This is a genomic window from Actinoplanes sp. CA-142083 (assembly GCF_050942195.1).
GTDB lineage: Bacteria > Actinomycetota > Actinomycetes > Mycobacteriales > Micromonosporaceae > Actinoplanes.
In genome coordinates, this window is sequence record NZ_CP192076.1 from 4954461 (window position 1) to 4980210 (window position 25750).

21 protein-coding genes are annotated in these 25750 nt (G+C 70.7%); 17 read left to right on the forward strand and 4 right to left on the reverse strand.

Annotated elements, in window-relative coordinates; all coding sequences use genetic code 11:
- Window positions 1–67: 67 nt before the first annotated feature.
- A complete protein-coding gene (locus ACQPZX_RS22640; protein ID WP_433383901.1) occupies window positions 68–1441 on the forward strand; it encodes a DUF2252 domain-containing protein in 1374 nt (457 codons plus the stop codon).
- Here ACQPZX_RS22640 and ACQPZX_RS22645 read toward each other — a convergent pair.
- Both ACQPZX_RS22645 and ACQPZX_RS22650 read right to left on the reverse strand, forming a co-directional pair.
- Window positions 1438–1641, reverse strand: coding sequence for a hypothetical protein (locus ACQPZX_RS22645; protein WP_433383903.1), 204 nt, complete (start codon window positions 1639–1641; stop codon window positions 1438–1440). The genes ACQPZX_RS22640 and ACQPZX_RS22645 overlap by 4 nt on opposite strands.
- Window positions 1642–1666: 25 nt before the next feature.
- Complete coding sequence (locus ACQPZX_RS22650; protein WP_433383905.1) at window positions 1667–3052, reverse strand: hypothetical protein; 1386 nt, start codon at window positions 3050–3052, stop codon at window positions 1667–1669.
- Window positions 3053–3196: 144 nt separating this feature from the next.
- Between ACQPZX_RS22650 and ACQPZX_RS22655 the strand changes: the two genes are divergently transcribed.
- The 7 genes from ACQPZX_RS22655 (at window position 3197) to ACQPZX_RS22685 (ending at window position 10552) form a co-directional block, all read left to right on the forward strand.
- Window positions 3197–3703 carry a DUF1269 domain-containing protein gene (locus ACQPZX_RS22655; RefSeq protein WP_433383907.1) on the forward strand — a complete coding sequence of 169 codons (507 nt, stop codon included), beginning with the start codon at window positions 3197–3199 and terminating at the stop codon, window positions 3701–3703.
- Window positions 3704–3767: 64 nt separating this feature from the next.
- Window positions 3768–6470 (forward strand): MGH1-like glycoside hydrolase domain-containing protein, encoded by a 2703-nt coding sequence (locus tag ACQPZX_RS22660; RefSeq protein WP_433383909.1) that lies wholly within the window; start codon window positions 3768–3770, stop codon window positions 6468–6470.
- The gene (locus ACQPZX_RS22665) at window positions 6467–7939 is read left to right on the forward strand and encodes an alpha-amylase (protein ID WP_433383911.1); all 1473 of its coding nucleotides are present in this window, start codon (window positions 6467–6469) and stop codon (window positions 7937–7939) included. Before ACQPZX_RS22660 ends, ACQPZX_RS22665 begins: the two co-directional genes overlap by 4 nt.
- Entirely contained in the window at window positions 7936–9339 is a 1404-nt protein-coding gene (locus tag ACQPZX_RS22670; RefSeq protein WP_433383913.1) for an MFS transporter, read from the forward strand. The genes ACQPZX_RS22665 and ACQPZX_RS22670 overlap by 4 nt, the downstream gene beginning before the upstream one ends.
- A 23-nt stretch (window positions 9340–9362) precedes the next feature.
- Window positions 9363–9770, forward strand: a complete 408-nt coding sequence (locus tag ACQPZX_RS22675; RefSeq protein WP_433383915.1) for a DUF6325 family protein — start codon at window positions 9363–9365, stop codon at window positions 9768–9770.
- 16 nt (window positions 9771–9786) lie between these two features.
- Window positions 9787–10224 (forward strand): DUF6325 family protein, encoded by a 438-nt coding sequence (locus ACQPZX_RS22680; RefSeq protein ID WP_433383917.1) that lies wholly within the window; start codon window positions 9787–9789, stop codon window positions 10222–10224.
- Window position 10225: 1 nt separating this feature from the next.
- Entirely contained in the window at window positions 10226–10552 is a 327-nt protein-coding gene (locus ACQPZX_RS22685; protein WP_433383919.1) for an SHOCT domain-containing protein, read from the forward strand.
- A gap of 67 nt (window positions 10553–10619) precedes the next feature.
- Here the strand turns inward: ACQPZX_RS22685 and ACQPZX_RS22690 are convergent, their stop codons facing one another.
- Window positions 10620–11465: a M48 family metallopeptidase gene (locus ACQPZX_RS22690; protein ID WP_433383921.1), complete on the reverse strand. Its 846-nt coding sequence runs from the start codon at window positions 11463–11465 to the stop codon at window positions 10620–10622.
- Window positions 11466–11783: 318 nt separating this feature from the next.
- Between ACQPZX_RS22690 and ACQPZX_RS22695 the strand changes: the two genes are divergently transcribed.
- The 9 genes from ACQPZX_RS22695 to ACQPZX_RS22735 are packed head-to-tail and all read left to right on the forward strand — an operon-like array spanning window position 11784 to window position 23706.
- Complete coding sequence (locus ACQPZX_RS22695) at window positions 11784–14411, forward strand: LuxR C-terminal-related transcriptional regulator (protein WP_433383923.1); 2628 nt, start codon at window positions 11784–11786, stop codon at window positions 14409–14411.
- 53 nt (window positions 14412–14464) lie between these two features.
- Window positions 14465–15031 carry an HdeD family acid-resistance protein gene (locus ACQPZX_RS22700; protein ID WP_433383925.1) on the forward strand — a complete coding sequence of 189 codons (567 nt, stop codon included), beginning with the start codon at window positions 14465–14467 and terminating at the stop codon, window positions 15029–15031.
- Window positions 15032–15034: 3 nt separating this feature from the next.
- Entirely contained in the window at window positions 15035–16927 is a 1893-nt protein-coding gene (locus ACQPZX_RS22705) for an alkaline phosphatase family protein (RefSeq protein ID WP_433383927.1), read from the forward strand.
- A 51-nt stretch (window positions 16928–16978) separates the two neighbouring features.
- Window positions 16979–17809, forward strand: a complete 831-nt coding sequence (locus ACQPZX_RS22710; protein ID WP_433383929.1) for a class II glutamine amidotransferase — start codon at window positions 16979–16981, stop codon at window positions 17807–17809.
- Window positions 17810–17827: 18 nt separating this feature from the next.
- On the forward strand, window positions 17828–19222 hold the full coding sequence (locus ACQPZX_RS22715; protein ID WP_433383931.1) for an amino acid permease: 1395 nt from the start codon (window positions 17828–17830) through the stop codon (window positions 19220–19222).
- A gap of 11 nt (window positions 19223–19233) precedes the next feature.
- Window positions 19234–20451: an arginine deiminase gene (locus ACQPZX_RS22720; RefSeq protein ID WP_433383933.1), complete on the forward strand. Its 1218-nt coding sequence runs from the start codon at window positions 19234–19236 to the stop codon at window positions 20449–20451.
- An 11-nt stretch (window positions 20452–20462) separates the two neighbouring features.
- Window positions 20463–21464, forward strand: a complete 1002-nt coding sequence (gene argF / locus ACQPZX_RS22725) for an ornithine carbamoyltransferase (protein WP_433383935.1) — start codon at window positions 20463–20465, stop codon at window positions 21462–21464.
- Window positions 21465–21467: 3 nt separating this feature from the next.
- Complete coding sequence (arcC, locus tag ACQPZX_RS22730; protein WP_433383937.1) at window positions 21468–22388, forward strand: carbamate kinase; 921 nt, start codon at window positions 21468–21470, stop codon at window positions 22386–22388.
- A gap of 28 nt (window positions 22389–22416) precedes the next feature.
- Window positions 22417–23706, forward strand: coding sequence for an APC family permease (locus ACQPZX_RS22735; protein ID WP_433383939.1), 1290 nt, complete (start codon window positions 22417–22419; stop codon window positions 23704–23706).
- Window positions 23707–23990: 284 nt separating this feature from the next.
- Here the strand turns inward: ACQPZX_RS22735 and ACQPZX_RS22740 are convergent, their stop codons facing one another.
- Entirely contained in the window at window positions 23991–25679 is a 1689-nt protein-coding gene (locus ACQPZX_RS22740) for a ricin-type beta-trefoil lectin domain protein (RefSeq protein ID WP_433383941.1), read from the reverse strand.
- Window positions 25680–25750: the final 71 nt, after the last annotated feature.

Consider the following 25750-nt stretch of genomic DNA (forward strand, 5'->3'; position numbering starts at 1 on the left):
CGGGCAGATGAGGCGTGGCCGGTGAAGCTGCGGTGTGCTCAGCTCAAACGAGCTGGGAGGTGCCCCGATGAGAGATCCGGGATCACGTGCCGAGGCCGGTCGGGAGGCGCGCAAGCGGGTCCCGGTCGAGAGCCACGCGGAGTTCGCCGCGGCGGAGGGCCGCCGCGATCCGGTGGCGATCCTGCAGGAGCAGGACGCCACGCGGGTGCCCGAGCTGGTGCCGATCCGGCACGGCCGGATGGGCCTGTCCCCGTTCACCTTCCTGCGCGGCTCGGCGGCGGTGATGGCGGCCGACCTCGCCGCCACCGCCGACACCGGGCTGACCGTCCAGCTCTGCGGCGACGCACACCTGCTGAACTTCGGCGTCTTCGGCTCGCCCGAACGGCGGCTGGTCTTCGACATCAACGACTTCGACGAGACCTGGCCGGGTCCGTTCGAGTGGGACGTGAAGCGGCTCGCGGCGAGCCTGGCGGTGGCCGGCCGGGACAACGGCTTCAAGCGCAAGGAGCGCCGCGCCGTCACGCTGGCGATGACCGAGCGCTACCGGCGGGCGATGGCCGAGTTCGCGGCGATGCGCGACCTCGACGTCTGGTACGCGAAGGCCGACATCGACGACCTGGCGGTCCTGCTGGGCGACCAGCTCGACAAGCAACGCCGCAAGGCGGTCGACAAGGCCCGGACCAAGGCGATGACCCGGGACAGCCTCCAGGCGTACAAGAAGTTGACGACGGTCGTCGATGGCCGCCGGCGGATCGCCGCCGACCCGCCGCTGCTCGTCCCGATCGCCGATCTGATGCCCGAGATGGACCGGCTGGAGCTCGAGGCGCAGTTGCGCGGGCTGCTGGCCGGCTACCGCGACAGTCTCGCCGACGACCGCCGGCACCTGTTCGACCGCTACGAATTCGTCGATCTCGCCCGCAAGGTCGTCGGTGTGGGCAGCGTCGGCACCCGGTGCTGGATCGTGCTGCTGGCCGGCCGCGACGAGAACGACCCGCTGCTGCTGCAGGTCAAGGAGGCGGGCCGGTCGGTGCTGGCGTCGGAGGACGCCCAGCACGAGGGCCGGCGGGTGGTCACCGGCCAGCGGCTGATGCAGACGGCCAGCGACATCTTCCTCGGCTGGCACCGGGTGCCCGGCTTCGACGGCCGCACCCGCGACTTCTACGTGCGGCAGCTGCGCGACTGGAAGGGCGCGGCCGTGGTCGAGGTGATGGACCCGGTGGGGATGCGCGCCTACGCCGCGCTCTGCGGCTGGACCCTCGCGCGGGCGCACGCCCGCACCGGCGACCGGATCGCCATCGCCGCGTATCTGGGGGAGGACGCGGTGTTCGACAACGCGGTCGCGGATTTCGCCGAGCTCTACGCCGACCAGACCGAGCGCGACCACAAGACCCTGGCCGCCGCGGTGCGCGACGGCCGGGTCCAGGCGAAGACGGGGATCTAGGCCCCCGAGTCGAGGTAGACGAGCTCCACCCCGGACTGCTCGAGGCGGTCCAGCAGCCGGTGGAGCTCGTCGACCGACAGCTTGCCGCGGATCGTGCTCTGGCAGGGGAGGGTCTCACAGGCCATGCCGTGGAATCTGCTGCGCAGCAGCGGACCGATCAGACCGTGGATTCGGATCTCGTACCGTTCCTTCATGAGCATGCCCCCTGCTCTGTTTCGACGGATCTCACAACGGTGCCGGTTCGGGATGTGACGGCGCCTCACTCTCCGGGAGTGAGTCCGGGGATGATTCGGAGCGCCCGATCAGGGTCACCGCTACTTCGTAGGCGGCTACCACGATCAGGATGATCAGCAATGACGTCCACGAGGACAGGATGAGAGCCAGGATTCCCCCGACCACAAGACCACTAACCCTCAGCACGTCACGATGTGCGGCGATCCAGCCCGGCGCGTTGGCGCCCAGCCACCGGCCGCCTCGCGCGCTCGCGTGCCCGGCGGCCACCGCTCCGCGCGCGACCTGCCGGCGCAGCCAGACAGCGCCGCGGCCCGGCCCGCAGAGATAGCAGACCACCGCGAGGATCGCGCCGATCCAGATCAGCTGCGTGCCGCGCGTACGCAGCAGGCTGAAGACGCTGGTCACCGCCGCGGCCACGCCGTCGCGGTAGACGCCTTCGGGCACCTGCTCGAGAAGCTGGTCGCGTATCCCGCGCAACACCGCGCTGACCGCGACCGCGGCCACCACCAGCCAGAGCCCCAGCTGCACGAGGGTCCGCCGCCGCCACGGCGAGATCAGCAGCGCGAGCAGGAGCAGCACGACCGTGCCGGTGACGAACAGGGCAAGGTATCTCTTGGCCGCCGACACCGACTGCTGCACCGCGTACAGCTGGCCGTTGTCGTAGACGGTGAACTGCGCGAAGTTGGCCGGCAGGGTGACGCCGAGCGCGTCCTGCACCCGGACCCGCAGGTTCTCGGGTATCTCGCCGCTGCTCAGGTCGGGCAGCGTGATCGTCCGGCCGAACAGCGTGGGCAACTGGGCGCTCAGATCGCGCAGCACCTGATTGATGAGCGGGAGCAGATCGATCTGCACGCTCTGTTCGGAGACCGTGACGACGTTGCTCTCGTTGTTGATGATCGCCATCATCCGGTCGTGCACGCGCTCGTTGAGCTCGACCCAGATCTTCTGGAACTGGTCGCTCTGCATCACGTTGTCGACGGTGTTGCGGATCTGGGTGCGTAGCTGACTGGTGATCGGGCCGGCCACGAACGCGGCCTGCTGGGGGAGGACGTCCTTGATGCGCTGCTCGACGTCGATCGCCGAGAACAGCTGGGTGGTGGAGTACTCGGCGACCGCCGCGGCGATCTTCGGATCCTTCGGGAGCGGCGCGACCGTGGACACCCACCGGTCGGTGCTCAGCACCGTCGTCGCGGCCCACAGACCGACGACGCTGGCCACGAGGGCGAACGCCGTGATCATGATGAACACCGCGGCGGCGACCCGGCGCAGGGCGAGCAGCGCGAACTGCCGGCGCCGGCGGTCCTCGAGGCGGGACTGCAGGGAGGCGACCTCATCGCGAAGACGCGCGACCTCGTCCGTTTCCATCTGCTGCGTCATGCCTCGACGCTCGCCTCGTCGGCGGGAACACGCGTCATCCAAGGCGAATGAACCCCCAGTTTCATTCCCCCGTGATGAGGAGGCGACCCCCTCCGCTGTGGCTGACTGGCACAGGCACCGACCGACGGAGAAAGGGCCAAAACCATGTCAACTCTGGTCGCCATCGGGTATCCCGACGAGACCACGGCGACTGCCGCCGGCCTGGAGGCTGAGCGGCTCGCGAAGGATCTCATCCTCCAGCCCGACGCCATCGCGGTCATCCGGCGCGACGTCGAGGGCAAGTACCACGTGACCACCAATCACCACGCCGTGGGCGGGGGCGCCACCTGGGGCATGTTCTGGGGCCTGCTGTTCGGGTTGCTGTTCTTCATCCCGGTGATCGGCATGGCGGTGGGCGCGGGCCTCGGCGCGCTGATGGGCAAGTTCACCAAGGGCGCGATCAACAAGGAGTTCCAGGAGCAGGTCCGCGACCTCGTGCAGCCCGGCACCTCCGCGCTGTTCCTGATCGTCGAGGCGGTCACCCCCGACAAGGCCGTCGACGCCCTCAAGCAGTTCGGCGGCACCGTGCTCAAGTCCTCGCTGTCCAAGGAGGCCGAGGCGCAGCTGCAGGACGCGCTGCACGGCACCGGCGAGCCCCAGGCCCAGGCCTGAGCGGTTGCGGCATCCCGGCGCCGCCCGTCCGGGCGGCGCCGGACCGCTGTGAGGGGGAAGCGTCATGACCAGCGCCGAACAGCAGCGACTCACCGACGCCGACCAGACCGGCGTCCCTTGGCGACGGTGGGGTCCCTACCTCAGCGAACGCCAGTGGGGCTCGGTCCGGGAGGACTACAGCCCGGGCGGCGACGCCTGGAACTACCTCACCCACGACCAGGCGCGCTCGCGGGCGTACCGGTGGGGCGAGGACGGCATCGCCGGCATCAGCGACGACCGGCAGCTGCTCTGCCTGGCCCTCGCGATGTGGAACGGCCGCGACCCGATCCTCAAGGAGCGCTTCTTCGGGGTGACCAACTCCGAGGGCAACCACGGCGAGGACGTGAAGGAGTACTACTTCTACGTCGACGGGACGCCCACCCACTCGTACGAGAAAATGATCTATAAATATCCGCAGCGCGAGTTCCCCTACGGCGATCTGGTGGCGACGAACCGCTCGCGGGGGCGGGACCAGTTCGAGTACGAGCTGCTCGACACCGGCGTCTTCGAGGGGGAGCGCTACTTCGACGTCGAGGTCGAGCACGCCAAGGCCGGTCCCGAGGACATCCTCGTGCGGATCACCGTCCACAACCGGGGTCCGGAGGCAGCGACTCTGCGCCTGCTGCCGACCCTGTGGTTCCGCAACACCTGGACGGGTACGCCCGACGAGCGGCCCGGCCTGTTCCAGATGCCCGGCATCACCGGCGCCGCCGTGGCCGAGGCCCGCCACCCGGAACTGGGCCGGCGCTGGCTCCTGGTGCAGGGCGAGCACCAGCTGCTGTTCACCGACAACGAGAGCAACGACGAGCGCTTCGGTGGCGGACCCAACGCCTCGCCGTTCGTCAAGGACGCGATCGACCGTTACGTGGTGCACGGCGAGAAGGAAGCGGTCAACCCCGCGCTGACCGGCACGAAGCTCGCCGCCGACATCACCCTGGAGATCCCGGCGGGGGAGCGCGCCGTCGTGCGGCTGCGGCTCACCGACGAGCCGGTGCCGGCCGAGGCGGTCCGCGAGCGGCTCGGCCCGATCTTCGAGGAGACCGTCGAACAGCGCCGGCGCGAGGCCGACGAGTTCTACGACGAGCGGCTCACCGCCGGCCTTTCGGCCGGCGAGCGCCGCATGGTCCGGCAGGCGATGGCCGGCATGCTGTGGAGCAAGCAATATTTCGGGTACGACGTGGAGGCGTGGCTCACCCAGCACCACCGCGACCCGCTCGGCGCCGGCGACATCCGCAACGGCCAGTGGTACCACCTGATCGCCGACGACGTGATCTCGATGCCGGACGCCTGGGAGTACCCCTGGTTCGCGGCCTGGGATCTGGCCTTCCACACGGTCGCGTTCAGCCTGATCGACCTGACCTTCGCCAAGCGCCAGCTCGACCTGCTGCTCAGCCGGCGCTATCTGCACCCCAACGGCCAGATCCCGGCGTACGAGTGGAACTTCGGCGACGTGAACCCGCCGGTGCACGCCTGGGCCACCTACCTGGTGTACGAACTGGACAAGAGCCGCCACGGCCACGGCGACCGGGACTGGCTGGCCACCGCGTTCCACAAGCTGGCCAAGAACTTCACCTGGTGGGTCAACCGCAAGGACGCCGACGGCAACAACGTCTTCCAGGGCGGCTTCCTCGGGCTGGACAACATCGGCGTGTTCGACCGCAGCGCGCCCCTGCCCACCGGCGGCCACCTCGACCAGGCCGACGGCACCGCGTGGATGGCCCTCTACTGCCAGAACATGCTGCAGATCGCGCTCGAGCTGGCACAGGACGACGAGACCTACGTCGAGCAGGCGCAGACGTACGTCGAGCACTTCGCCTGGATCGCGGCGGCGGTCAACCACCCCGGCCGGGCGTCGATGTGGGACGAGGAGGACGGCTTCTTCTACGACCTGCTGCGCCTGCCGGACGGGGGAGCCGTCCCCCTGAAGGTCCGGTCGATGGTGGGCCTGCTGCCGCTGGCCGCCGCGACCGTGTTCGACGCGCCCGTCGTCGCGCGGCACCCCGAGATCATCGACGAGGCCAACAAGTTCCTCGCGGCGCACCCGAGCGTGTCGGCCGCGCTGCCCGACGGGTACGCCGGCCGGCCGGGCAGCCATCTGCTCGCGCTGTTCGACGAGACACGGCTGCGGCGGATCCTGTCGCGCCTGCTCGACGAGAACGAGTTCCTCAGCCCGTACGGGATCAGGTCCTTGTCGAAGTTCCACGACGCCAACCCGTTCGAGTTCGACGTGGGGGGCGCCCGCTACCGGGTCGCCTACACGCCCGCCGAATCGGACAGCGGCATGTTCGGCGGCAACTCCAACTGGCGCGGGCCGATCTGGTTCCCGGTGAACGCGCTGATGATCCGGGCACTGCTCAACCTCTACGCCGGTTACGGCGACGACTTCACCGTGGAGTGCCCGACCGGCTCCGGCGTGCACCTGACGCTCTTCGAGGTGGCCCGGGAGATCTCCAACCGGCTCACCGGGATCTTCCTGCCCGGCCCGGACGGGCGCCGGCCCTGCTACGGCGGCCAGGACGTCTTCGCGAGCGAGCACTGGCGTGACCTGATCACCTTCTCCGAGTACTTCCACGGCGACAACGGCGCCGGCCTCGGCGCCGCGCACCAGACCGGCTGGACCGGCCTGGCCGCCGTCTTCCCTGTCCTGTTCGCCCGGGTCACCGGCCCGCAGCTGCTGGAGCACGGCATGACCGGCATCTTCACCACCATCGAGGAGGACGAGTCATGACGACCGGATGGCCCTCCGCGCCCGTGGTGTACGAGATCGACACCTGGCCCTGGATGGCCGGCGTGGCTCAGCGCCTGGGCCACCCGGTCACCCTCGCCGACGTGCCGGACGAGGTGTGGGACGAGACCCTCCCGCCCGGCATCGACGCGGTGTGGCTCATGGGCGTCTGGGAGCGCAGCCCGGCCGGCCTGGTCGTGGCCCGCGCGAACGAGGAACTGCAGCGCTCCTTCCACGAGGCGCTGCCCGGCATGCAGCGGGCCGACCTGGCCGGCTCGCCCTACTGCGTGCGCCGCTACCGGGTCGACGAGCACCTCGGCGGCCCGGCGGCGCTGGCCACGGCCCGGGCCGCGCTGGCACGGCGAGGGCTGCGGCTCGTGCTCGACTACGTGCCCAACCACGTGGCGCCCGACCACCCGGCCGTCGTGGAGGAGCCGTCCTGGTTCATCCAGGGCGACGAGGCCGACGAGAGCAAGGAGCCGGTCGCCTGGTTCCGGGCCGCGGGGCGGATCCTCGCCCACGGCCGGGACCCGTACTTCCCGCCCTGGCCGGACGTCGCCCAGCTGAACGCGTTCAGCCCCGGTCTGCGCGAGGCGACGGCCCAGGCCCTCGCCGACATCGCCGGGCAGTGCGACGGGCTGCGCTGCGACATGGCGATGCTGCTGACCAACGACGTGTTCGCCCGCACCTGGGGCGCCCACGCCGGGCCGCCGCCGAGCGAGGAGTTCTGGCCCTCGGTGATCGCGCGCCTGCGGCGGAGCCGGCCCGACGTCGTGCTGATCGCCGAGGCGTACTGGGACATGGAGTGGACCCTGCAGCAGCAGGGCTTCGACTTCTGCTACGACAAGCGCCTCTACGACCGGCTCGCCCACGACAGCGCGGCCGAAGTGCGCGGTCACCTCGCGGCCGGCCGCGACTACCAGGACCACCTGATCCGCTTCATCGAGAACCACGACGAGCCGCGGGCCGCGTCGGCCCTGCCCGGCGGCCGGGACCGGGCCGCCGCGGTGGCGATCGCGACGCTGCCCGGCGCCACCCTCTGGCACGAGGGCGAGTTCGAGGGACGGCGCACGCACCTGCCCGTCTTCCTCGGCCGGTTCCCGGACGAGCCGGTCGACGCCGACCTGCACGCGTTCTACCACCGGCTGCTCGCCGTGGTGGCCGGGATGCGGCGCGGCGAGTGGACCATGCTGGACAGCGACGGCTGGCCGGACAACCCCACGCACGCCGACGTGATCGCGTGGGCGTGGCACGACGAGGTGCCGCACCACGTGGTCGCGATCAACCTGTCCGACCACCCGTCGCAGGCCCGGATCGCGATGCCCTGGCCGGCGCTGGCCGGCCGGAGCTGCCGGCTGCTCGACCTGCTGGACGGGCGGACGTTCGACCGCGACGGCGACTCGCTGGTGTCCGACGGCCTGTACGTGGACCTGCCGCCCTGGGGACAGCACCTCTTCGCGGTCACGACGTGAGGACCGCGGCCCGCACCCTGGTGCTGCCGCTCGCCCTGGCCCAGTTCATCGCCAGCTACGCGGCGAGCAACATGAACGTCGCGATCACCACGATCGCCGACGACATCGGCACGTCGGTGGGCGGCATCCAGGCGACGATCACGTTCTTCACGCTGACCATGGCCGCCCTGATGATCCCGGGGAGCAAGCTCACCGACATCTGGGGCCGCAAGTTCTGCTTCAACCTCGGCATGATCATCTACGGCGCCGGCGCGCTGATCGCCTCGTTCGCGCAGGGCCTCGGGCTCCTGGTCATCGGGTACTCGGTGCTCGAGGGCGTGGGCTCGGCGCTGATGATCCCGCCGATCTACATCCTGATCACCGTGGCGTTCGAGGACGTCGCGTCGCGGGGCAAGTACTTCGGCATCGTCAGCGGCGCGGCCGGGCTGGGCTCGGCCTCCGGCCCGCTGATCGGCGGCCTGATCACCAGCTCGCTCGGCTGGCGATGGTCGTTCCTGGCCCAGTTCGCCGTGGTGGTGCTGATCCTGCTGCTCGCCCGCGCGATCCCCGAGCCGGCCCGGACGGGCACGCCGCCCAAGTTCGACATCGGGGGCGCCGTGCTCTCGGCGGCCGGACTGTTCCTCGTGGTGTCCGGGATCCTGTTCTCCAACTCGTACGGGATGATCTCCTGGCAGGTCTTTGTGCCCGTGCTGGCGGGGCTGGCCGTGCTCGTGTTCTTCCTGCGCTACCTCGCGCTGCGGGAGCGTTCCGGCAAGGTGCCGCTGCTGGCGCCCCGGCTGTTCCGCAACCGCACCTCGAACCTGGGGCTGTCGACCCAGCTCGTGCAATGGCTGATCATGCAGGGCTCGTTCTTCGTGATCTCCGTGTACATCCAGCAGGTGCGCCACTACGACGCGATCCACACCGGGCTGCTGCTCACCCCGGCCACCGTCGGCGTGCTGCTGGCCTCGGCGATCGCCGGGCGGATGGCGCGCCGCCGCCCGCAGGCGATCCTCGTCCGCGGCGGATTCGTGCTCACCACGATCGGCATGGTCCTGGTGCCGCTGCTGGTGCGCGAGGACTCGGCGGTCTGGACCTTCGTCCCCGGGCTGTTCCTGATGGGCTTCGGCGTGGGCGTGATGCTCACTGCCTCGGTCAACGTGGTGCAGTCGTCGTTCGGCGACGAGGACCAGGCCGACATCTCCGGCCTGTCCCGCAGCCTGTCCAACCTCGGGTCGTCGCTGGGCGTCGCGATCGCCGGCTCGATCCTGGTGGCGGCGAGCGGCCAGCGGCTCGGCACCCCGTTCGCGGTGGCGCTCGGCCTGCTCGCGGGGATCTCGCTGCTGGGCCTGCTAGCGGCCGCGTTCCTCCCGATCAAGCGGCCGCCCGTCTCATCCGCAACGGGTGAGGCGGCGTCATGAGAACCGGGCGCATGCTGAGGGTCATGGCATTGGGTCCGCTGGAACTCATCGTCCTGTCCTTCCCCGCGGCGAGACTCAACGACGGCGTATTGACGACACTCGACCGGCTGCACGGCGCCCCCGGAGTCCGGGTGGTCGACGTGCTGGTGGTCCGCACCGACGCGGCCGGCGGCGCCTGCGGGGTGGAGCTCAGCGAGCTGCCCGGGCTCTTCGGCGATCCGCTCGACATCGCCCGGCTGGCCACGGGACTGATCACCGAGACCGACATCGACGAGGTAGGCGAGCTCGTCGATGATCAGACCGACGCCCTCGCCGTACTGGTCGAGCACCTGTGGGTGAACGACCTGGCCAGCGAGGTCGCGTCGACCGACGGCACCGTCCTCGCCCTCATGCACATCCCGAACGCCTTGGCGGCGGTCGGCGGACCGTGAAGTGAAAGGGAGCACCATGGACGATCTTCAGGAGATGGGCCCGGTCGACTATCTCTGCATCGAGTTTCCCCCTGGCGCCCGGGCCGGCGACGGCCTGCCGCACATCGTGAACCTGGTCGACCGGGGCATCATCCGGGTCCTCGACCTGAGGTTCCTCCGCAAGAACGAGGACGGCACGGTTAACGAGCTGGTCGGCGAGCAGCTGGACAGCGGGCTCGCCATCTTCCAGGGCGCCGCCTCCGGCATGATCGGCGGCGACGACCTCGAGGAGGCCGCCGCGGTGCTGGAGCCCGGAAGCGCGGCGGCTCTGATCGTGTACGAGAACGTCTGGGCGGCCCCGTTCGCGGTGTCCGTGCGGCGGGCCGGCGGCCGCGTGATCGCGGGCGGCCGGATCCCGGTCCAGTCCCTGCTGGCGGCGCTGGACGCCACCGAGAGCGAATACGTGAGGAGCTGAGATGGGTCTTCTGAGGGGTATGGCGCGCACCGCCGTGGTCGCGGGCACCGCCACCGCCGTGTCCAACCGGGTCTCCCGTCGCCAGGCCGGGCGGTGGCAGCAGCAGGCCGAGCAGGAACAGGCGGACGCCTACTACGAGCAGGCGCAGCAGCAACAGCAGGCGCCGCCGCAGCAGGTCTACGTCGCGGCGCCGGTGCCGGCGGCCCCGCCCGCGGACGACATGCAATCGAAGCTGGACGCCCTCAAGCAGCTCGGCGACCTCAAGGCGCAGGGCGTGCTGACCGAGCAGGAGTTCCAGCAGCAGAAGGCCAGGATCCTGGGGTCTTGATCCGGGGGTGAAAAGGCGTCGGCCGCCGGTGACGGGAGATCACCGGCGGCCGACGTCTTCGCGCTGCTCAGACCGTCGACTTGGCGGCCCGGTGCTTGTGCAGCAGGCCGAGACGGAAGAGGTGCTCGAGCCGGCGCACGGTGAACGGGTGCGACTGCGGGAGCTGGGCCAGCCCGGTCCAGAAGCCGTGCAGCTTGCGCCCCTGCTCGAGCAGCTCGTCGACGTTGACGTCGTTCTCCACGTACCGGCCCGCGGTCAGCACGACCAGGCCGTTCACGCCGTCCGGGCACAGGTAGGCGCCGTGCCGGTCGCAGCTGTACTCCCGCAGGCGCGACAGGGCCGGGCCGAGCAGCGGGATGCGCTCCGAGTACGCCACCGACAGCTGGTACCACAGCCCGACGTGGTGCAGCCGGATGTGGCCGAGCTCGTGGCCGAGGATGAACCGCAGCCCCTCGCGGTTGTTGTTGTACAGGTTGGCGAACAGCTCGTTGGCCAGCACCACGTAGTCGTGCCCGGTGGCCTGGGCCGCGAACGCGTTCAGCGTGCCGTTGCCGTTGGCCAGATAGATGGTCGGGCGGCGGCGCAGGCCGAGCGCGCCGGCGAAGTCCTCGGCGGTGCGGTAGATCTCGGGGAACTGGCGCTGCGACAACTCGACGGCCTGGCCGCGTACCGATGCGCGCTGCGTCTCGCGGATGATGACCAGGCCGGGGATGAGCAGCAGCAACGCGATGAAGGCGGATCGGATCGTCACGCCCCAGCCCGACTCGCGCACCGAGTCGGGCAGGAACGGCAGCGTCGAGGCGGCGGTGACGATCGCCACGATGATGATCACATTGAGCGCGACCATGAACAGGTAGAACGGCACCTCGACGGGATGCCGTAGCCGGCGCTCGGGAAGCGGGGGACTCGACACATCTACTCCTTGGGTACGGCACCGGGAATCTTCGACCGAGGATCGCCCGCCGCCTTCTCCGGCGCTTCATACCGGCGGGATGAGGAAGCGATGGTGTTGCTTTTCCGCTGCGTTCTGTGTTGGGGTGTGGGCGGGGACGCATGACAAGTACGACGACGGTCACTCTCTGTAGTTCGTGAGCCAAGGCCCTTCCACAAAGGACCTTGGCGTATCGGCGGCACGAACGGCGGAGCGTGAAAATGATCGCCGTCGCCCGGCGCCACACGCCGGGCCAATATCTGGGGCCGCCGGGGGTTCGACCGCGGGGGTGGTTGTTACGTGAGGGAGTCCGGAAGGATCACAGCGCAGGCCGAGTGGGCCGGCGGGCGGCTGGGGCGCCCGGCGGTGCGACAGCCCATGGTCCGGCGCCGCCGCCTGGCGGAGATGCTGGACGCGGGGGTGCGCGGGCCGGTGACCCTCGTCTGCGCCGGGCCGGGCTGGGGCAAGAGCACGCTGGTCGCCTCGTGGGCGGAGCAGCGGGTGACGTCCGGCCCGATCGCCTGGCTGACCCTCGGGCCGCAGCACAACGATCCGAAAGCGTTCTGGTCCGACTTCGTGATGGCGCTGCGGATGGCGGGCGCCATTCCGTGCGGCAACGAGCTGGAACACGTCGACGTCGGCGTGCAGTCCTCCTTCGCCCAGGTGCTCGCCGGTCTCGACGCGCTGCCCACGCCGGTCGTGCTGGTCCTCGACGACTTCCACGAGGTCGACGACTCCCGGGTGATCGGCGGCCTGACCGGCCTGCTGCACGACCCGCCGCCGGCGCTGCGGCTGGTGCTGGTCACCCGCAGCGAGCCGGCCCTGCCGCTGCACCGGTTCCGGGGCGGGGGAGACCTCACCGAGATCCGCGCCCGGCACCTCGCGTTCCTCGCGCCCGAGGCGGCCGAGCTGCCGGCCGTGCACCGACGCCGGCTGCCGGTGGAGGAGCTGGCGGACCTGCTGGAGCGAACCGAGGGCTGGGTGGTCGGCCTGCAGCTGCTGGCCGACGTGCTGGCCGAGCACGGCGCGCTGGACAACGGCGAGATCCGGGCGGTCTCCGACTACCTGCTGCGCGAGGTCGTCGCCGGGCTGCCGGCCAAGATGCGGCAGTTCCTGGTCCGCACCAGCGTGCCCGAGGAGATCTGCGGCCCGCTCGCCGACGCGCTCACCGGCGAATCGCACAGCCGCCGCCTCCTCGAGCGCCTCGAGAGCGGGAATGCCTTCGTCACCCGGGTCGAGGACCGGCCCAGCTGGTTCCGATACCACCCCATGCTGCGCGACGCGCTGCGGCATCAGATCGAGCTCGACCGGCCCGGCGCCGAGAGCGAGCTGCACCTGCTCGCGGCGCAGTGGTTCGCCGCGGAGGAGCAGATCGGCGAGGCGCTCCGGCACGCCGCCGAGTCGGGCGACTGGGCGTACCTGGGCCGGCTGGTCGTGGAGCGGGCCATGGTCCGGGTGCTCTCCGGCGAGCAGCGGTCGTTCGGCGCGGTCCTGCTGCGGATTCCGCCCGAGCAACACGCCGCGACCGCAGAGCTGGCCCTCTGCGGCGCGGCCGCGCGGTACATCAGCGGCGACCGGGCCGGCACGGCCGGGCTGCTGCGGCTGGCCCGCTCGGTCGCGCAGCGGCAGACCGGCGTCGCGACCTCGACCGACATGACGCTGCGCCTGATGGAGGCGGGCGTCCTGCACTGGCGGGTCGGCGACATGCCGGGGCTGATCGAGAAGTCCACCGAGACGCTGAAGCTGCTCACCGGGTTCCGCCTCGACGAGCTGCCTTCGCTGCTGCACTACCGGGCGGTCGCGCTCAACGAGAAGGGCGCCGGGCTGCTGTGGATGGACAAGCCCGACCACGCCGACCGCTACCTGTGGGCGGCCGCCACGGCGGCCCGCAGCGTCGGTTCCACGCTCACCGAGATCAACGCGTTGTCCCACCTGGGGTTGCTGGTGCTGCTGCAGGGCTCGGTGCGCGAGGCCACCGAATTCGTGACCTCCGCGCTCGACCTGGCCCGGCGCAACGGCTTCGACGGCGCGGCGCAGGTCGCGATCGCGTACCTCACGCACGCGCTGATCGAGGTCGGCCGCGACCGGGCCGCCGAGGCGCAGGAGGCGCTGCGAAAGGCGCTGCACGCCGGCGGCGAGGAGCCGGCCGCCGCCCCGGCCGTGCTCGCGGTGCTGGTCCGCGCGCACATGCTGCTCTTCGCGGGCGAGGCGGCCGCCGCCCGGGCGATGCTGCGGCAGACCCGCGCGGACGCGCCGGCGACCCTGGTGGCGCCGGTGCTCGAGCGCTGGTTGCGGCTCGCCGAGTCGGAGGCCGACCTGATCCTCGGCGGGGCGCGCGAGGTGGTGGCCCGCTACGACCGGGATCTGCCGCGCGGCGTGCTCAACCCGCACGAGCTGGTCTGCCTGGCCCGCGCGCTGCTGGCGGTGGGTGAGCACGACGCGGCCGAGCGGCTGCTGGCCCGGGTGCGGCAGAGCACCGACCACGTCTCGGCGGTCACGGCCTGGATCGCCACGGCGTTCGCGGCCGACGCCGAGGGGCACGGCAACCGGTCGATCGACGCGATCTCGCGCGCGGTGGCCATCGCCGAGCGGGAGGGCTTCGGGGCGGTGTTCCGCTCGTTCGACCAGCGCCGCCTGGCCGTCCTGCTCGACCGGCGCCGGTGGGTGGAGGAGCACACGGCGACCCCGGCGGTGATGCCGCCGAAGCGGCCCGGCGACGAGACCGCGGCGCCGTCCGACGTGCTCAGCGAGCGGGAGCGCGACGTGCTGCGCTACCTGCCCACGGTGCTCACGGCGGGCGAGATCGCCGGCAACCTGAACATCTCGATCAACACGGTGAAGGCGCACATGCGCTCGATCTACCGCAAGCTCGGGGCGGCGCGCCGGCGGGAGGCGGTGGTCCGGGCACGCCAGCTGGGCCTGCTCTGAAGCATCCCTGCGGGATGAAGACCAGTCATCGCGTACGGCGTTGGCTGAGCACCATGTCCGAGACTCGTGAGTGGCCCGGCGTCGTCGCCGAGGTCCGCGCCCAGCCGTTCCCCTGGTGGACCGTCCTGATCACCGGTCTGCTCGGCGTCGCGTTCGGCATCGCCGTGCTGGTCTGGCCCGACATCACGATCCGCATCATGGCGGCGCTCGCCGGCGTGTGGCTGTTCGTCGCCGGCGCGGCCCGGATCATCGGGGCGTTCCTGCCCAGCGGAAGCATCGTCCGCAACGTCCTGTCCGGCGTCATCGGCATCCTGGTGCTGATCGCCGGCGTCATCTGCCTGCGCAACGTGGTCACCCGGGTCGCGCTGCTGGCGCTGCTGTTCGCGATCACCTGGATCCTCACCGGCCTGACCGCGGTGCTCGTCGGCGTCCAGCGCCAGGGCGGCGAGCGGACCGCGCTGATCGTCGTGGGCTCCCTCTCGCTGATCGCCGGCCTGATCTTCGTCTTCGCCCCCGGCCTCTCGCTGGCCACGCTGGTGCTGCTCACCGGCATCAGCAGCATCGTGGTGGGCGCCGGCGAGGTGGCGCTCGCCTTCGTCGTGCGGCGCGCCCCCGCCTAGCCGATGCGCGCCGCCGGGATAGTGCTGGGCGGCTGGGCGGCGCTGGGACTCACGGTCCTGGCACTGCCCGGCCTCACGGCCGACGACGGGTGGTCGGTGCTGTTCGCCGCCATCCTGCTGGGACTGTTCGGCGTGGTGATCCGGCCGGCGGTCGCGGCGCTGATGACGAAGATCGGCTGGATCGGCGTGCTGGCCGGCTGGCTCCTCGCCCAGGCCGCCCTCGTCTGGCTGGCGCTCGCGATCACGCCGGGCATCCACGTCCGCGACTTCCGGACCGCGTTCTGGGCCTCGTGGATCTACTCGATCCTGATCACCATCGCGCTGTGGGTGGTCACCGCCGGGCGTACCGAGGCGGTCACCCGGCACCTGCTCTGGGTCAACCGGCGCTTCCGCGGGAAGGTGCCCGGAACCGACGTGCCGGGCGTGGTCTTCGTGCAGATCGACGGGCTGTCGGCGCCGCTCGCGGGCTGGGCGCTCGACACCGGCAACCTGCCGACCCTGGGCCGGTGGCTGCGGTCGGGGAGCCACGCGCTGACCGAGTGGCACGCGCAGCTGCCGGCGACGACGCCGGCGAGCCAGGCGGGCCTTCTGCACGGCGCGAGCGACCAGGTTCCGGCATTTCGATGGTACGAGAAGGAGAGCGGCCGCCTGATCGTGACGAACCAGCCGGCCGACGCCGCCGTGGTCGAGACCCGGCTCAGCGACGGCAACGGGCTGCTGGCCGACGGCGGGGTCAGCGTCAGCAACGTGTTCTCCGGGGACGCGCCGGTCAGCCTGCTCACGATGAGCACGGCGCGCGCCGGTCGCGGGCCGGCCCGGTACCTGAGCGCCTACCTGCTCGACCCGTTCGGGCTGACCCGCTCGATGGTGCTCACGGTGGGCGAGATCGTGAAGGAGCTGCACCAGGCCCGGCGGCAACGGCTGCGGCGGGTCGAGCCGCGGATCAAGCGGGAGCCCTCGTACGTGCTGCTGCGCGGGGTCACCAACGTGCTGCTGCGCCACCTCAACCTGGCGATCCTCGCCGAGCACATGATGCGCGGGACGCCCTCGATCTACTGCGACTTCGTGGACTACGACGAGATCGCGCACCACGCGGGGCCGGCCCGGCCCGAGGCGCTCGCCGCCCTCGAGGGCATCGACGGGGTGCTCGCCAACCTCGAGGAGGTCGCGGCGGCGGCGCCCCGGCCGTACCACTTCGTCGTGGTGTCCGACCACGGGCAGAGCCAGGGCGCCACGTTCCGGCAGCGCTACGGGATCGGCCTCGAGGATCTCGTGCGCGGTGACGTCGCGCTGGCCACCGACGACGAGCAGGAGGGCCGGGCCGCGACGCTTCGCGCCAGCCTGCTGCCGTCCTCATCGGTCACCACTGCGCGCCCGGCGATCGACACGTCCGAGTTCGTGGTCGTGGCCTCCGGGAATCTCGGGCTGGTCTACCTCGCCCGGCAACCGGGCCGCCTCCAGCTGGAGGAGATCGAGAAGCACGCGCCCGGGCTCGTCGACCGGCTGGTCGCGCACCCCGGGGTCGGGTGGGTCCTGGTGCGCTCGGCCGAGGGACCGGTGGTGCTCGGTTCCGGCGGCCGCCGGCTGCTCGACGGCGACGTGGTGACCGGCGCCGACCCGCTCGACGGCTTCGGCCCGTATGCCGCCGGCGACCTGCGCCGCCACGACCGGCTCGGCAACGCGCCCGACATCCTCGTCAACAGCCTGCACGACCCGGCAACCGGTGAGGTGGCCGCGTTCGAGGAGCTGGTCGGCTGCCACGGCGGCCTGGGCGGCTGGCAGAACCGCCCGGTCCTGATCCATCCGGTCGCCCTGCCGGTCGACCGCCCGCTGGACAGCGCCGACGCCGTGCACGCGCTCATGAAGGGATGGCTGGACCTCATCCGCCGGGGGTGATGAGGTCTTGGGCCGCCCCCGCCACCCTGACGGTGACGAAGGGGGATCGGCATGTGCCGCTGGCTGGCCTACTCGGGAACTCCCATCCTGATCGACGAACTTCTCTACAAACCGCGACACTCCCTCATCGACCAGAGCATGCACTCCCGGCTCGGCGTCGAGACCACCAACGGCGACGGCGTGGGCGTCGGCTGGTACGAGCCGTCCGACCAGCCGATCCCCGCCCTGTTCCGCGGCGTCGGACCGGCCTGGGGCGACGTCAACCTGCGCGAGCTCGCCCGGGTGACGCGCTCCGGCCTGTTCCTGGCGCACATCCGCGCCAGCACCGGCACCCCCGTGCAGCAGACCAACTGCCACCCCTTCCGGTACGGCCGCTGGCTGTGGTGCCACAACGGCGCCATCCACAACTTCCGCGAGCTCCGCCGCGACCTGATGCTGGCCATCGACCCCGACCTGTTCCCGAGCATCGCCGGCTCCACCGACTCCGAGGTCATGTTCTACCTGGCCCTGACCTTCGGCCTGCGCGACGACCCGTTGCTCGCCGTCGAGCGGATGGCGGGCTTCGTCGAGCAGGTCGCCAAGACCCACGGCGTCGCCAACCCCCTGCAGATGACCGTGGGCGCCACCGACGGCGACCGGGTCTGGGCCTTCCGCTACTCCAGCGAGGGCAAGAGCCGGACCCTGTTCTTCAGCACCGAACTGAACGCGTTACGCGCGCTGCACCCCGACATGGAGCTGCTGCGCGGGCTCTCCGAGGAGACCCGGCTCATCGTCTCCGAGCCCCTCGGCGAGCTGGAGGGCGCCTGGAACGCGGTGCCCGAGTCCAGCTACGGCGTCATCCAGAAGGGCGACGACGAGCTGGGCGCCTTCACCCCACGCTGACCTGTCACGGGAGAAGCCATGGTCGCGGTGTCCGCCGAAGAGACCAAATCCCAGCGCACGATGGGCCTGCCCCAGGCCACCGCCCTGATCCTGGGCAGCATCATCGGCGTCGGCATCTTCAACCTTCCCTACTCGCTCGCCGCGATCGGCCCGATCAGCATCGCGGCCATGGCGCTGACCACGGTCGGCGCGCTCGCCCTGGCGGTCATGTTCGCCTCGCTGTCGCGCCGCCTGCCCGCCGACGGCGGCCCCTACGCGTACGCCCGCGCGGCCTTCGGCAACGCCACCGGTTTCACCAACGCCTGGTCGTACTGGATCACCGCGTGGGCCGGCAACGCCGCGATCGTCACCGGCTGGGTGTTCTACGTCGAGTACTTCATCAACAAGGACGGGGTCACCGGCTGGTCGATCGTGATCGCGCTGGTCGGCCTGTGGCTGCCGGCCCTGGTCAACCTGGTCGGCACGAAGAGCATGGCGGCGGTTCAGCTGTGGACCACGGTCATCAAGTTCATCCCCCTCGCGATCATGTCGACGGCCGGGCTGTTCTTCATCAGCACCGGCAACTTCACCCCGTGGAACGTCAGCGGCCAGAGCACCATCGGCGCGATCGGCAGCGCCATGGCGATCTGCCTGTTCAGCTACCTCGGGGTGGAGACCGCCGCGGTCGCCGCCGACAAGGTCCGCAACCCGGAGCGCAACGTCCCGCGGGCCACGGTGTTCGGCACCCTCGCCAGCGCCGCGGTCTACCTGCTCTCGATGGTCGCGATCTTCGGGATCGTGCCGACCACGCAGCTGGCCCTCGACGAGAACAAGGCGTCCTACTCGGTGGCCGCCAACTCGATGGCCGGCAGCGGGCACTGGGCCGGCGACCTGGTGGCCGCGGCGGTCATCGTCTCCGGGTTCGGCGCGCTCAACGGCTGGACCATGATCTGCGCCGAGATGCCGTACGCGGCCGCGCACGACGGGCTGTTCCCGGCGTCGTTCGGCCGGAACTCCTCCCGCGGGGTCCCGGCCGTCGGCATCGTCGCCTCGACCGTGCTGGCCAGCCTGGCGATGGTGCTCAGCTTCCTGGGCACCAGCGGGGCGACGGTGTTCAACACGCTCGTGCTGATGACCGGGATCACGGCTGCCATCCCGTACGCCTTCTCGGCCCTCGCCCAGCTGAAGTGGCGCCTGCGTGACCAACGCGAAATGCACACCCCCCGCTTCGCCCGCGACGCGGGCGTCGCGATCGTCGCCCTGATCTTCTCGATCCTGTTCGTCTGGTACTCGCGCAACACCGGCCAGGAGCACTGGTACGTGGTGTGGGGACCGTTCCTGATGGCCGGGGGAGCGCTGCTGATCGGCGTGCCGGTCTACCTGTCCATGCGGAGCCGGATGGCCGCCCCGCCACCGGTGCCGCCCTACCGCTGAGGCGGGAGAACATGAGCTTCCACGTCGACTCCGAGACCGGCCGCCTGCGCCAGGTCATCCTCCACCGGCCCGGCATCGAGCTCAGCCGGCTGACCCCCGACAACGTCGACTCCCTGCTCTTCGACGACATCCTGTGGGCCAAGCGGGCCCGCGAGGAGCACGACGCCTTCGCCTCGGTGCTGCGCGAGCGCGGCATCACCGTGCACTACTTCGGCGAGCTGCTGGCCGAGGTCCTCGAGGACCAGAAAGCCCGCGACTGGGTCCTCGAGCGGGTCATCAACGACGACACGGTCGGCCCCAACCTCGCCGACCCACTGCGCCGCCTCGCCGAGCAGGCCGACAGCTCCCGCCTCTCCGAGCTGCTCATCGGCGGCGTGCTCAAGAGCGAGCTGGCCGGGTTCACGGTCAACAGCCTGCGCTGGGAGCTGATGAACGCCGACGACTTCGTCCTGACCCCGCTGCCCAACCACCTGTTCCAGCGGGACAACTCGGCCTGGATCTACGGCGGGGTCAGCATCAACCCGATGGCCATGCCGGCCCGGCTGCGCGAGTCCGTGCACAGCACCGCCATCTACCGCTACCACCCGATGTTCGCCGACGCCGACTTCCAGATCTGGTACGGCACCGACGAGCCGCCGCACCGGTTCGCCACCCTCGAGGGCGGCGACATCCACGTGCTCGGCCGGGGCGTCGTGATGATCGGCCTGGGGGAACGGTCCACCGCCATGGGCGTGGAAAACCTCGCCCAGAGGCTGTTCGCGGCGGGCGCGGCCGAGAAGGTCATCGCGATCGAGCTGCCGCATTCGCACGCCATGATGCACCTCGACACGGTCATGACCATGATCGACAAGGACACGTTCGTGCGGTACCCGTACCTCAAGGGCGAGCTGCGCTCCTGGACCGTCAAGCCCGGACCGCAGGGCGGGCTGAACGTCGAGGCCAACCACGACCTGTTCCCGGCCATCGCCGAGGCCATCGGCCTGGAGAACTACCGGGTGCTGATCACCGACGAGGACGAGCGCGCCGCCCAGCGCGAGCAGTGGGACGACGGCAACAACTTCCTGGCGGTCGAGCCCGGCGTGATCGTCGGCTACGAGCGCAACGTCACGACCAATACGTTCCTGCGCAAGCACGGCATCGAGGTCATCACCATCGCCGGCAGCGAGCTCGGCCGCGGCCGGGGTGGCCCCCGCTGCATGACCTGCCCGATCGAACGCGACGCCGCCTAGGAGGGCGACCCATGTCTTTCAACCTGCGTAACCGCAGCTTCCTCAAGGAGCTCGACTTCACCACGGCCGAGTGGCGGTACCTGCTGCGGCTGGCCGCGGAGCTGAAGACCGCCAAGTACTCCGGCACCGAGGTCCCGCGCCTCGCCGGCAAGAACATCGCGCTCATCTTCGAGAAGACGTCGACGCGGACGCGGTGCGCCTTCGAGGTCGCCGCCCACGATCAGGGCGCCCACGTGACGTTCCTCGATCCCGGCAGCACGCAGCTCGGTCACAAGGAGTCCATCGCGGACACCGCCCGGGTTCTGGGCCGCTTCTACGACGGCCTTGAATACCGCGGTTTCGGCCAGGAGAACGTGGAGACGCTCGCCAAGTACTCCGGCGTGCCGGTGTGGAACGGGCTGTCCACCGAGTGGCACCCCACCCAGACGCTGTGCGATCTGCTCACCATGCGCGAGCACACGGTCAAGCACGACAACGAGGTCGCCTTCGCGTTCCTCGGCGACGCCGAGAACAACGTGGGCAACTCGCTGCTGATCGGCGGCGCCATGATGGGCATGGACGTGCGGATGGTCGCCCCCGACGGCCGGTGGAACCACGACGACGTGGTCAAGGAGGCCCGCCGGATCGCCGAGCAGACCGGCGCCCGGATCACGCAGACGGCGGACGTGAACGCGGGCGTGGCCGGCTGCGACTTCCTCTACACCGATGTCTGGCTGTCCATGGGCGAGTCGAAGGATCAGTGGGACTCGCGGATCGCGCTGCTCAAGCCGTACCAGATCAACATGGAGACGGTCCGGGCCGCGCAGAACCCGGCGGTCAAGGTCATGCACTGCCTGCCCGCCTTCCACGACCGCCGCACCAAGGTCGGTGAGGAGATCTTCGAGCACACCGGGCTGGACGCCCTGGAGATCACCGACGAGGTGTTCGAGTCGCCGTACTCGATCGTCTTCGACCAGGCCGAGAACCGCATGCACACGATCAAGGCGATCATGGTCGCCACCCTCGGGAGCTGACCGATGCGGATCGTGATCGCCATCGGCGGCAACGCCCTGCTGCAGCGCGGCGAGAAGCCCGACGCCGCGGTGCAGCAGGCCAACGCCCTGCGCGCGATCCAGGCCCTGGCGCCGCTGGCCCAGGAGCACGAGGTCGTGATCACCCACGGCAACGGCCCGCAGGTCGGCATGCTCGCTCTGGAGAGCGCGGCGGACCCGGCCCTGACGACGCCGTACCCGCTGGATGTGCTGGGCGCGCAGACCCAGGGCATGATCGGCTACTGGCTGCTGCAGGCCCTGCAGAACGCCCTGCCCGGCAAGCAGGTGGTGGCGCTGCTCGACCAGACGCTGGTGTCGCTGGACGATCCGGCGTTCCAGGCGCCGACGAAGTTCGTCGGGCCGGTCTACGACAAGCAGACCGCGGAACAGCTGGCCGCCTCCCGCGGATGGGCGATCGCCGAGGACGGCAAGTACTGGCGGCGGGTGGTGCCGTCGCCCAAACCGCGCCGGATCGTCGAGACCCGGGTCATCCGCTCGCTGCTCTACTCCGGCGCGATCGTGGTCTGCGCCGGCGGCGGCGGGATCCCGGTCGTCCGCGGCGAGGACGGGCGGCTGTCCGGGGTGGAGGCGGTGGTCGACAAGGACCTGGCCACCGAGGTGCTGGCCGAGGCCCTGGACGCCGACGCCATGCTCCTGCTGACCGACGTGCCCCACGTGGTGCGCGGCTTCGGCGGCCCGAACCCCCAGCCGATATCGCGGTCGACCCCGGCGGCGCTGCGGCGGGAGAACTTCGCCGCCGGGTCGATGGGGCCGAAGGTCGAGGCGGTGTGCCGCTTCGTCGAGATGACCGGCGACACGGCCGCGATCGGCGCCCTCGAGGACGCCGCGCTGATCCTTTCCGGCAAGGCCGGCACGGTGGTCACACCCTCCGGCGCGCCTGTCTAGTCCGCCCGGCCCGGGGTTGGGGGTTCAGATGTCCACTCATCAGGAGCTGAGCAACGTCAAATATCTGTCGGTCCGGCAGGCCGCGTTCATCGGTGTCGGGGCGATGGTCGGTGCGGGCATCTTCTCGCTGCTCGGCGCGGCCGGTGAGGTGGCCGGAGCGGCGGTGTGGCTGTCGTTCCTCATCGCGGGTGTGGTCGCGGTCCTGCAGGGATACTCCTTCGCCCGCCTGGGCGCGCGATACCCGTCCGCCGGCGGGCTGCTCGAGTACGTCGCCAAGGGCTTCGGCGACGGCCATCTGACCGGAATCACCGCGTGGCTGACCTATCTGGCCAACGCGGTGGTGACGGCGATGGTCGCGGTGTCGTTCGGCGACTACGCCGCCGCGGTCTTCGCCGACGAGAGCGCGGCGTGGGCCAAGTTCTTCGCGGTACTGATCATCGTGGTCATGACCGCGGTGAACGTCGTCGGCTCGACGCTGGTGGCGCGGGCGCAGACGCTGATCGTCTATGTCGTCCTCGGCATCCTGGTCGTGTTCTCCATCGTCACCATCGTCAACCTGGACCCGGAGCTGCTGGCGCCGTCGGGTTACCCGCCGCTGCGCGACATCGTCTCCAGCGTGGCGCTGACCTTCTTCGCCTTCCTGGGCTTCGGGATCATCACCTTCACCGCCAAGGACCTCGAAAGGCCGTCCCGCCAGCTGCCCCGGGCGATGTTCCTGGCCCTCGGCATCGCCACGACGATCTACCTCGCGATCTCACTGGGCGTCTTCGGCACGCTGCCCGTCGACGAGGTGATCTCGTCGGGGGCCACCGCCATCGCCGTGGCCGCCCAGCCGACCCTGGGCGACGCCGGGTACACCCTGATGGCCATCACCGCGCTGTTCGCCACCGCCGGCGCCACCAACGCCGGCCTGTACCCCGCGGCCGGCCTGTCCGAGCGGCTCGTCGACACCGGACAGTTCCCACCGGTGATGGGACGCCGGCTGCGCGGGCGCGTGCCGGTCGGCCTGCTGGTCCAGGCGGCCGCCTGCCTCGCGCTGGTGCTGCTGTTCCGGCTGACCGCGATCGCCTCCATCGGCAGCGCGGTCGCTCTGCTGATCTTCATGCTGGTCACCGCCGCCCACTTCCGCGTCCGCGGCGAGACCGGCGCCAACACGGCGATCCTGGCCCTCGCGATCGCCGCCGCCGGCGTGGTCCTGCTGACCTTCGTCTTCACCGACCTGATCCACGAGCCCGCCTCGATCGTCGCGCTGCTCGCCATCATCGCCCTCAGCGCGGGAATCGACATCGCCTGGAAGCGTCGATCGGCGCCGGTTTGACGGTTTCGGGCGGGGTGACCCAAGACCGGCTGTGGAGCGTTTTAGGCCGGTCTTGGGTCACCCCCGCCCGAAACCTTGCATGGCATCCGGTGACGGCCAGGAGCTTGGTCACTCACCGCTACCCGCATGGCTGACCTTGGCGTTCACCTCAACCCGAGTGGTCGGGCTACCGCGCTGTGGTCACCCGAGGAAAGCCACTCCCGCAGGCCAAGCCGGGTGGTGGCCTAGGCGAACATTCCGCGCCGGTCGCGCTCAGAGTCAAACCGTCCAGGCGCGGGCGTGAGTCAGGCCATGGCGAACTTTTGGGCGGCGGAACTGTTGCAATCCCAGATCTGGAGGCGGGTGCCGTTGGCCGTCGCGGCGGAAGGCGAGTCCATGCACCGCCCGGTCGCCGGGTTGGACATCGAGCCGTCGGCGTTGGCGACCCAGTTCTGATAGCCACCGCCGTTGCAGGTGGCCAGCTGGAGCTTCGTGCCGGCCGCGTTCACCCCGCCGGCGATGTCGAGGCACCGGCCCAGCGAGCGCAAGGTCTGGCCGTTCCAGGTCCACTTCTGGTCCTGTGATGTGCTCTGCTGGCATTCCCAGAGCTGGACCGCGGTGCCGTCGCCGCCGTTGTCGTCGCCGGCCACGTCGACGCATTTGCCGCCCGGGCCGTAGATCGGGGTGCCGATGGTGAACTTCTGGGCGCCGGAACCGTTGCAGTCCCAGATCTGCAGGCGGGTGCCGTTGGCGGTGGCTGCGTTGGGGGAATCGGCGCACCGGCCGGTGGTGGGGTTGCGCAGCGCGCCGTTGGGCTGGGTCACCCACGTCTGGTAGCCGCCGCCGTTGCAGGTGGCCAGCTGCAGCTTGGTGCCGGACGCGTTGACGCCGCCCGCGATGTCCAGGCATTTGCCGAGGGTCTGCAGGGTCTGGCCGCTCCAGGTCCAGTGCTGGTCCTTTGCGGACGACTGGCAGTCCCACAACTGGACCGCGGTGCCGTCGCTGCCGGTGTCGTCGCCGGAGACGTCCACGCATTTGCCGCCGGGGCCGGTGATGGTCTGCCCGGTGACCGTGCCGCCGCCTCCGCCGCCGGGGCCCTTGTTGTAGACGGCTACCGAGTCGATGATCAGCTTGCCGCCGGAGACCGTGCTGGCGAAGGGGCCGCCGCCGAACGCGTCCGGGAAGCCGCCGCCGATGGCCAGGTCGTAGATGATGAAGAACGGGTGGTCGACGGCGTTCGCCCAGGTGGTGGCGTCGACCGCGGTGGCCTGGAGGGTGAAGAAGTTGGTCCCGTCGAGGTACCACCGGATCTGCTCCGGCGAGGTCGAGCGGTCGATCTCGACGGCGTAGTCGTGGAAGCCGGTCTGGCAGCCGGAGCAGGCCCGCTCGCCGGAGCCGAGGCCGGTCGACTCGTTGCAGGGGCCGCCGGGGTTGACGCCGCAGTGCAGGGTGCTGAAGACCGAGCTGCGGCCGTTGATGTCCTCCATGATGTCGATCTCGCCGGAACCGGGCCAGGAGACGCCGGAGCGCAGCGGCGCGCCGAGCATCCAGAAGGCCGGCCAGTATCCGGCGCCGTTGGACGTGTTCACGTTGGGCTGCTGCAGGACCGATTCCATGCGGACCACGCCGCCCGGGGCCGCGCCGAAGGTGGCCGCCTGGGTCTCCACGCGCCCGGAGGTCCAGCCGGCCCGCGGGTCGGAGCCGGAGTGCAGCGCCTGCAGCACCAGGTGACTCTGCCCGTCGTAGTAGACGTTCGAGGTGCTGCTGGTCATGGTCTCGATCTCGCCGGTGCCGAAGCTGCTGCCCGGCCCGGTGTCGTACTTCCACAGGCTCTGGTCGATGCCGGTTCCGGACGCGCCGTTGAAGTCGTCGCTCCAGGTCAGCGTGAAGCCGGGCGGTGGGGCGGGCACCGCGGCCTGCGCGGCGGGGACGAGGACGGCGCCGGCCGCGGCTACCGGGAGGATCGCGGCGGTGAGGAGGGAGAGCGCTCTCATGTCGAGCCTCCGGTGGTGGTTCTGAGTTTCGGGGATAAGGAATCAGAACCACCGGGCACACATGCTCGTCA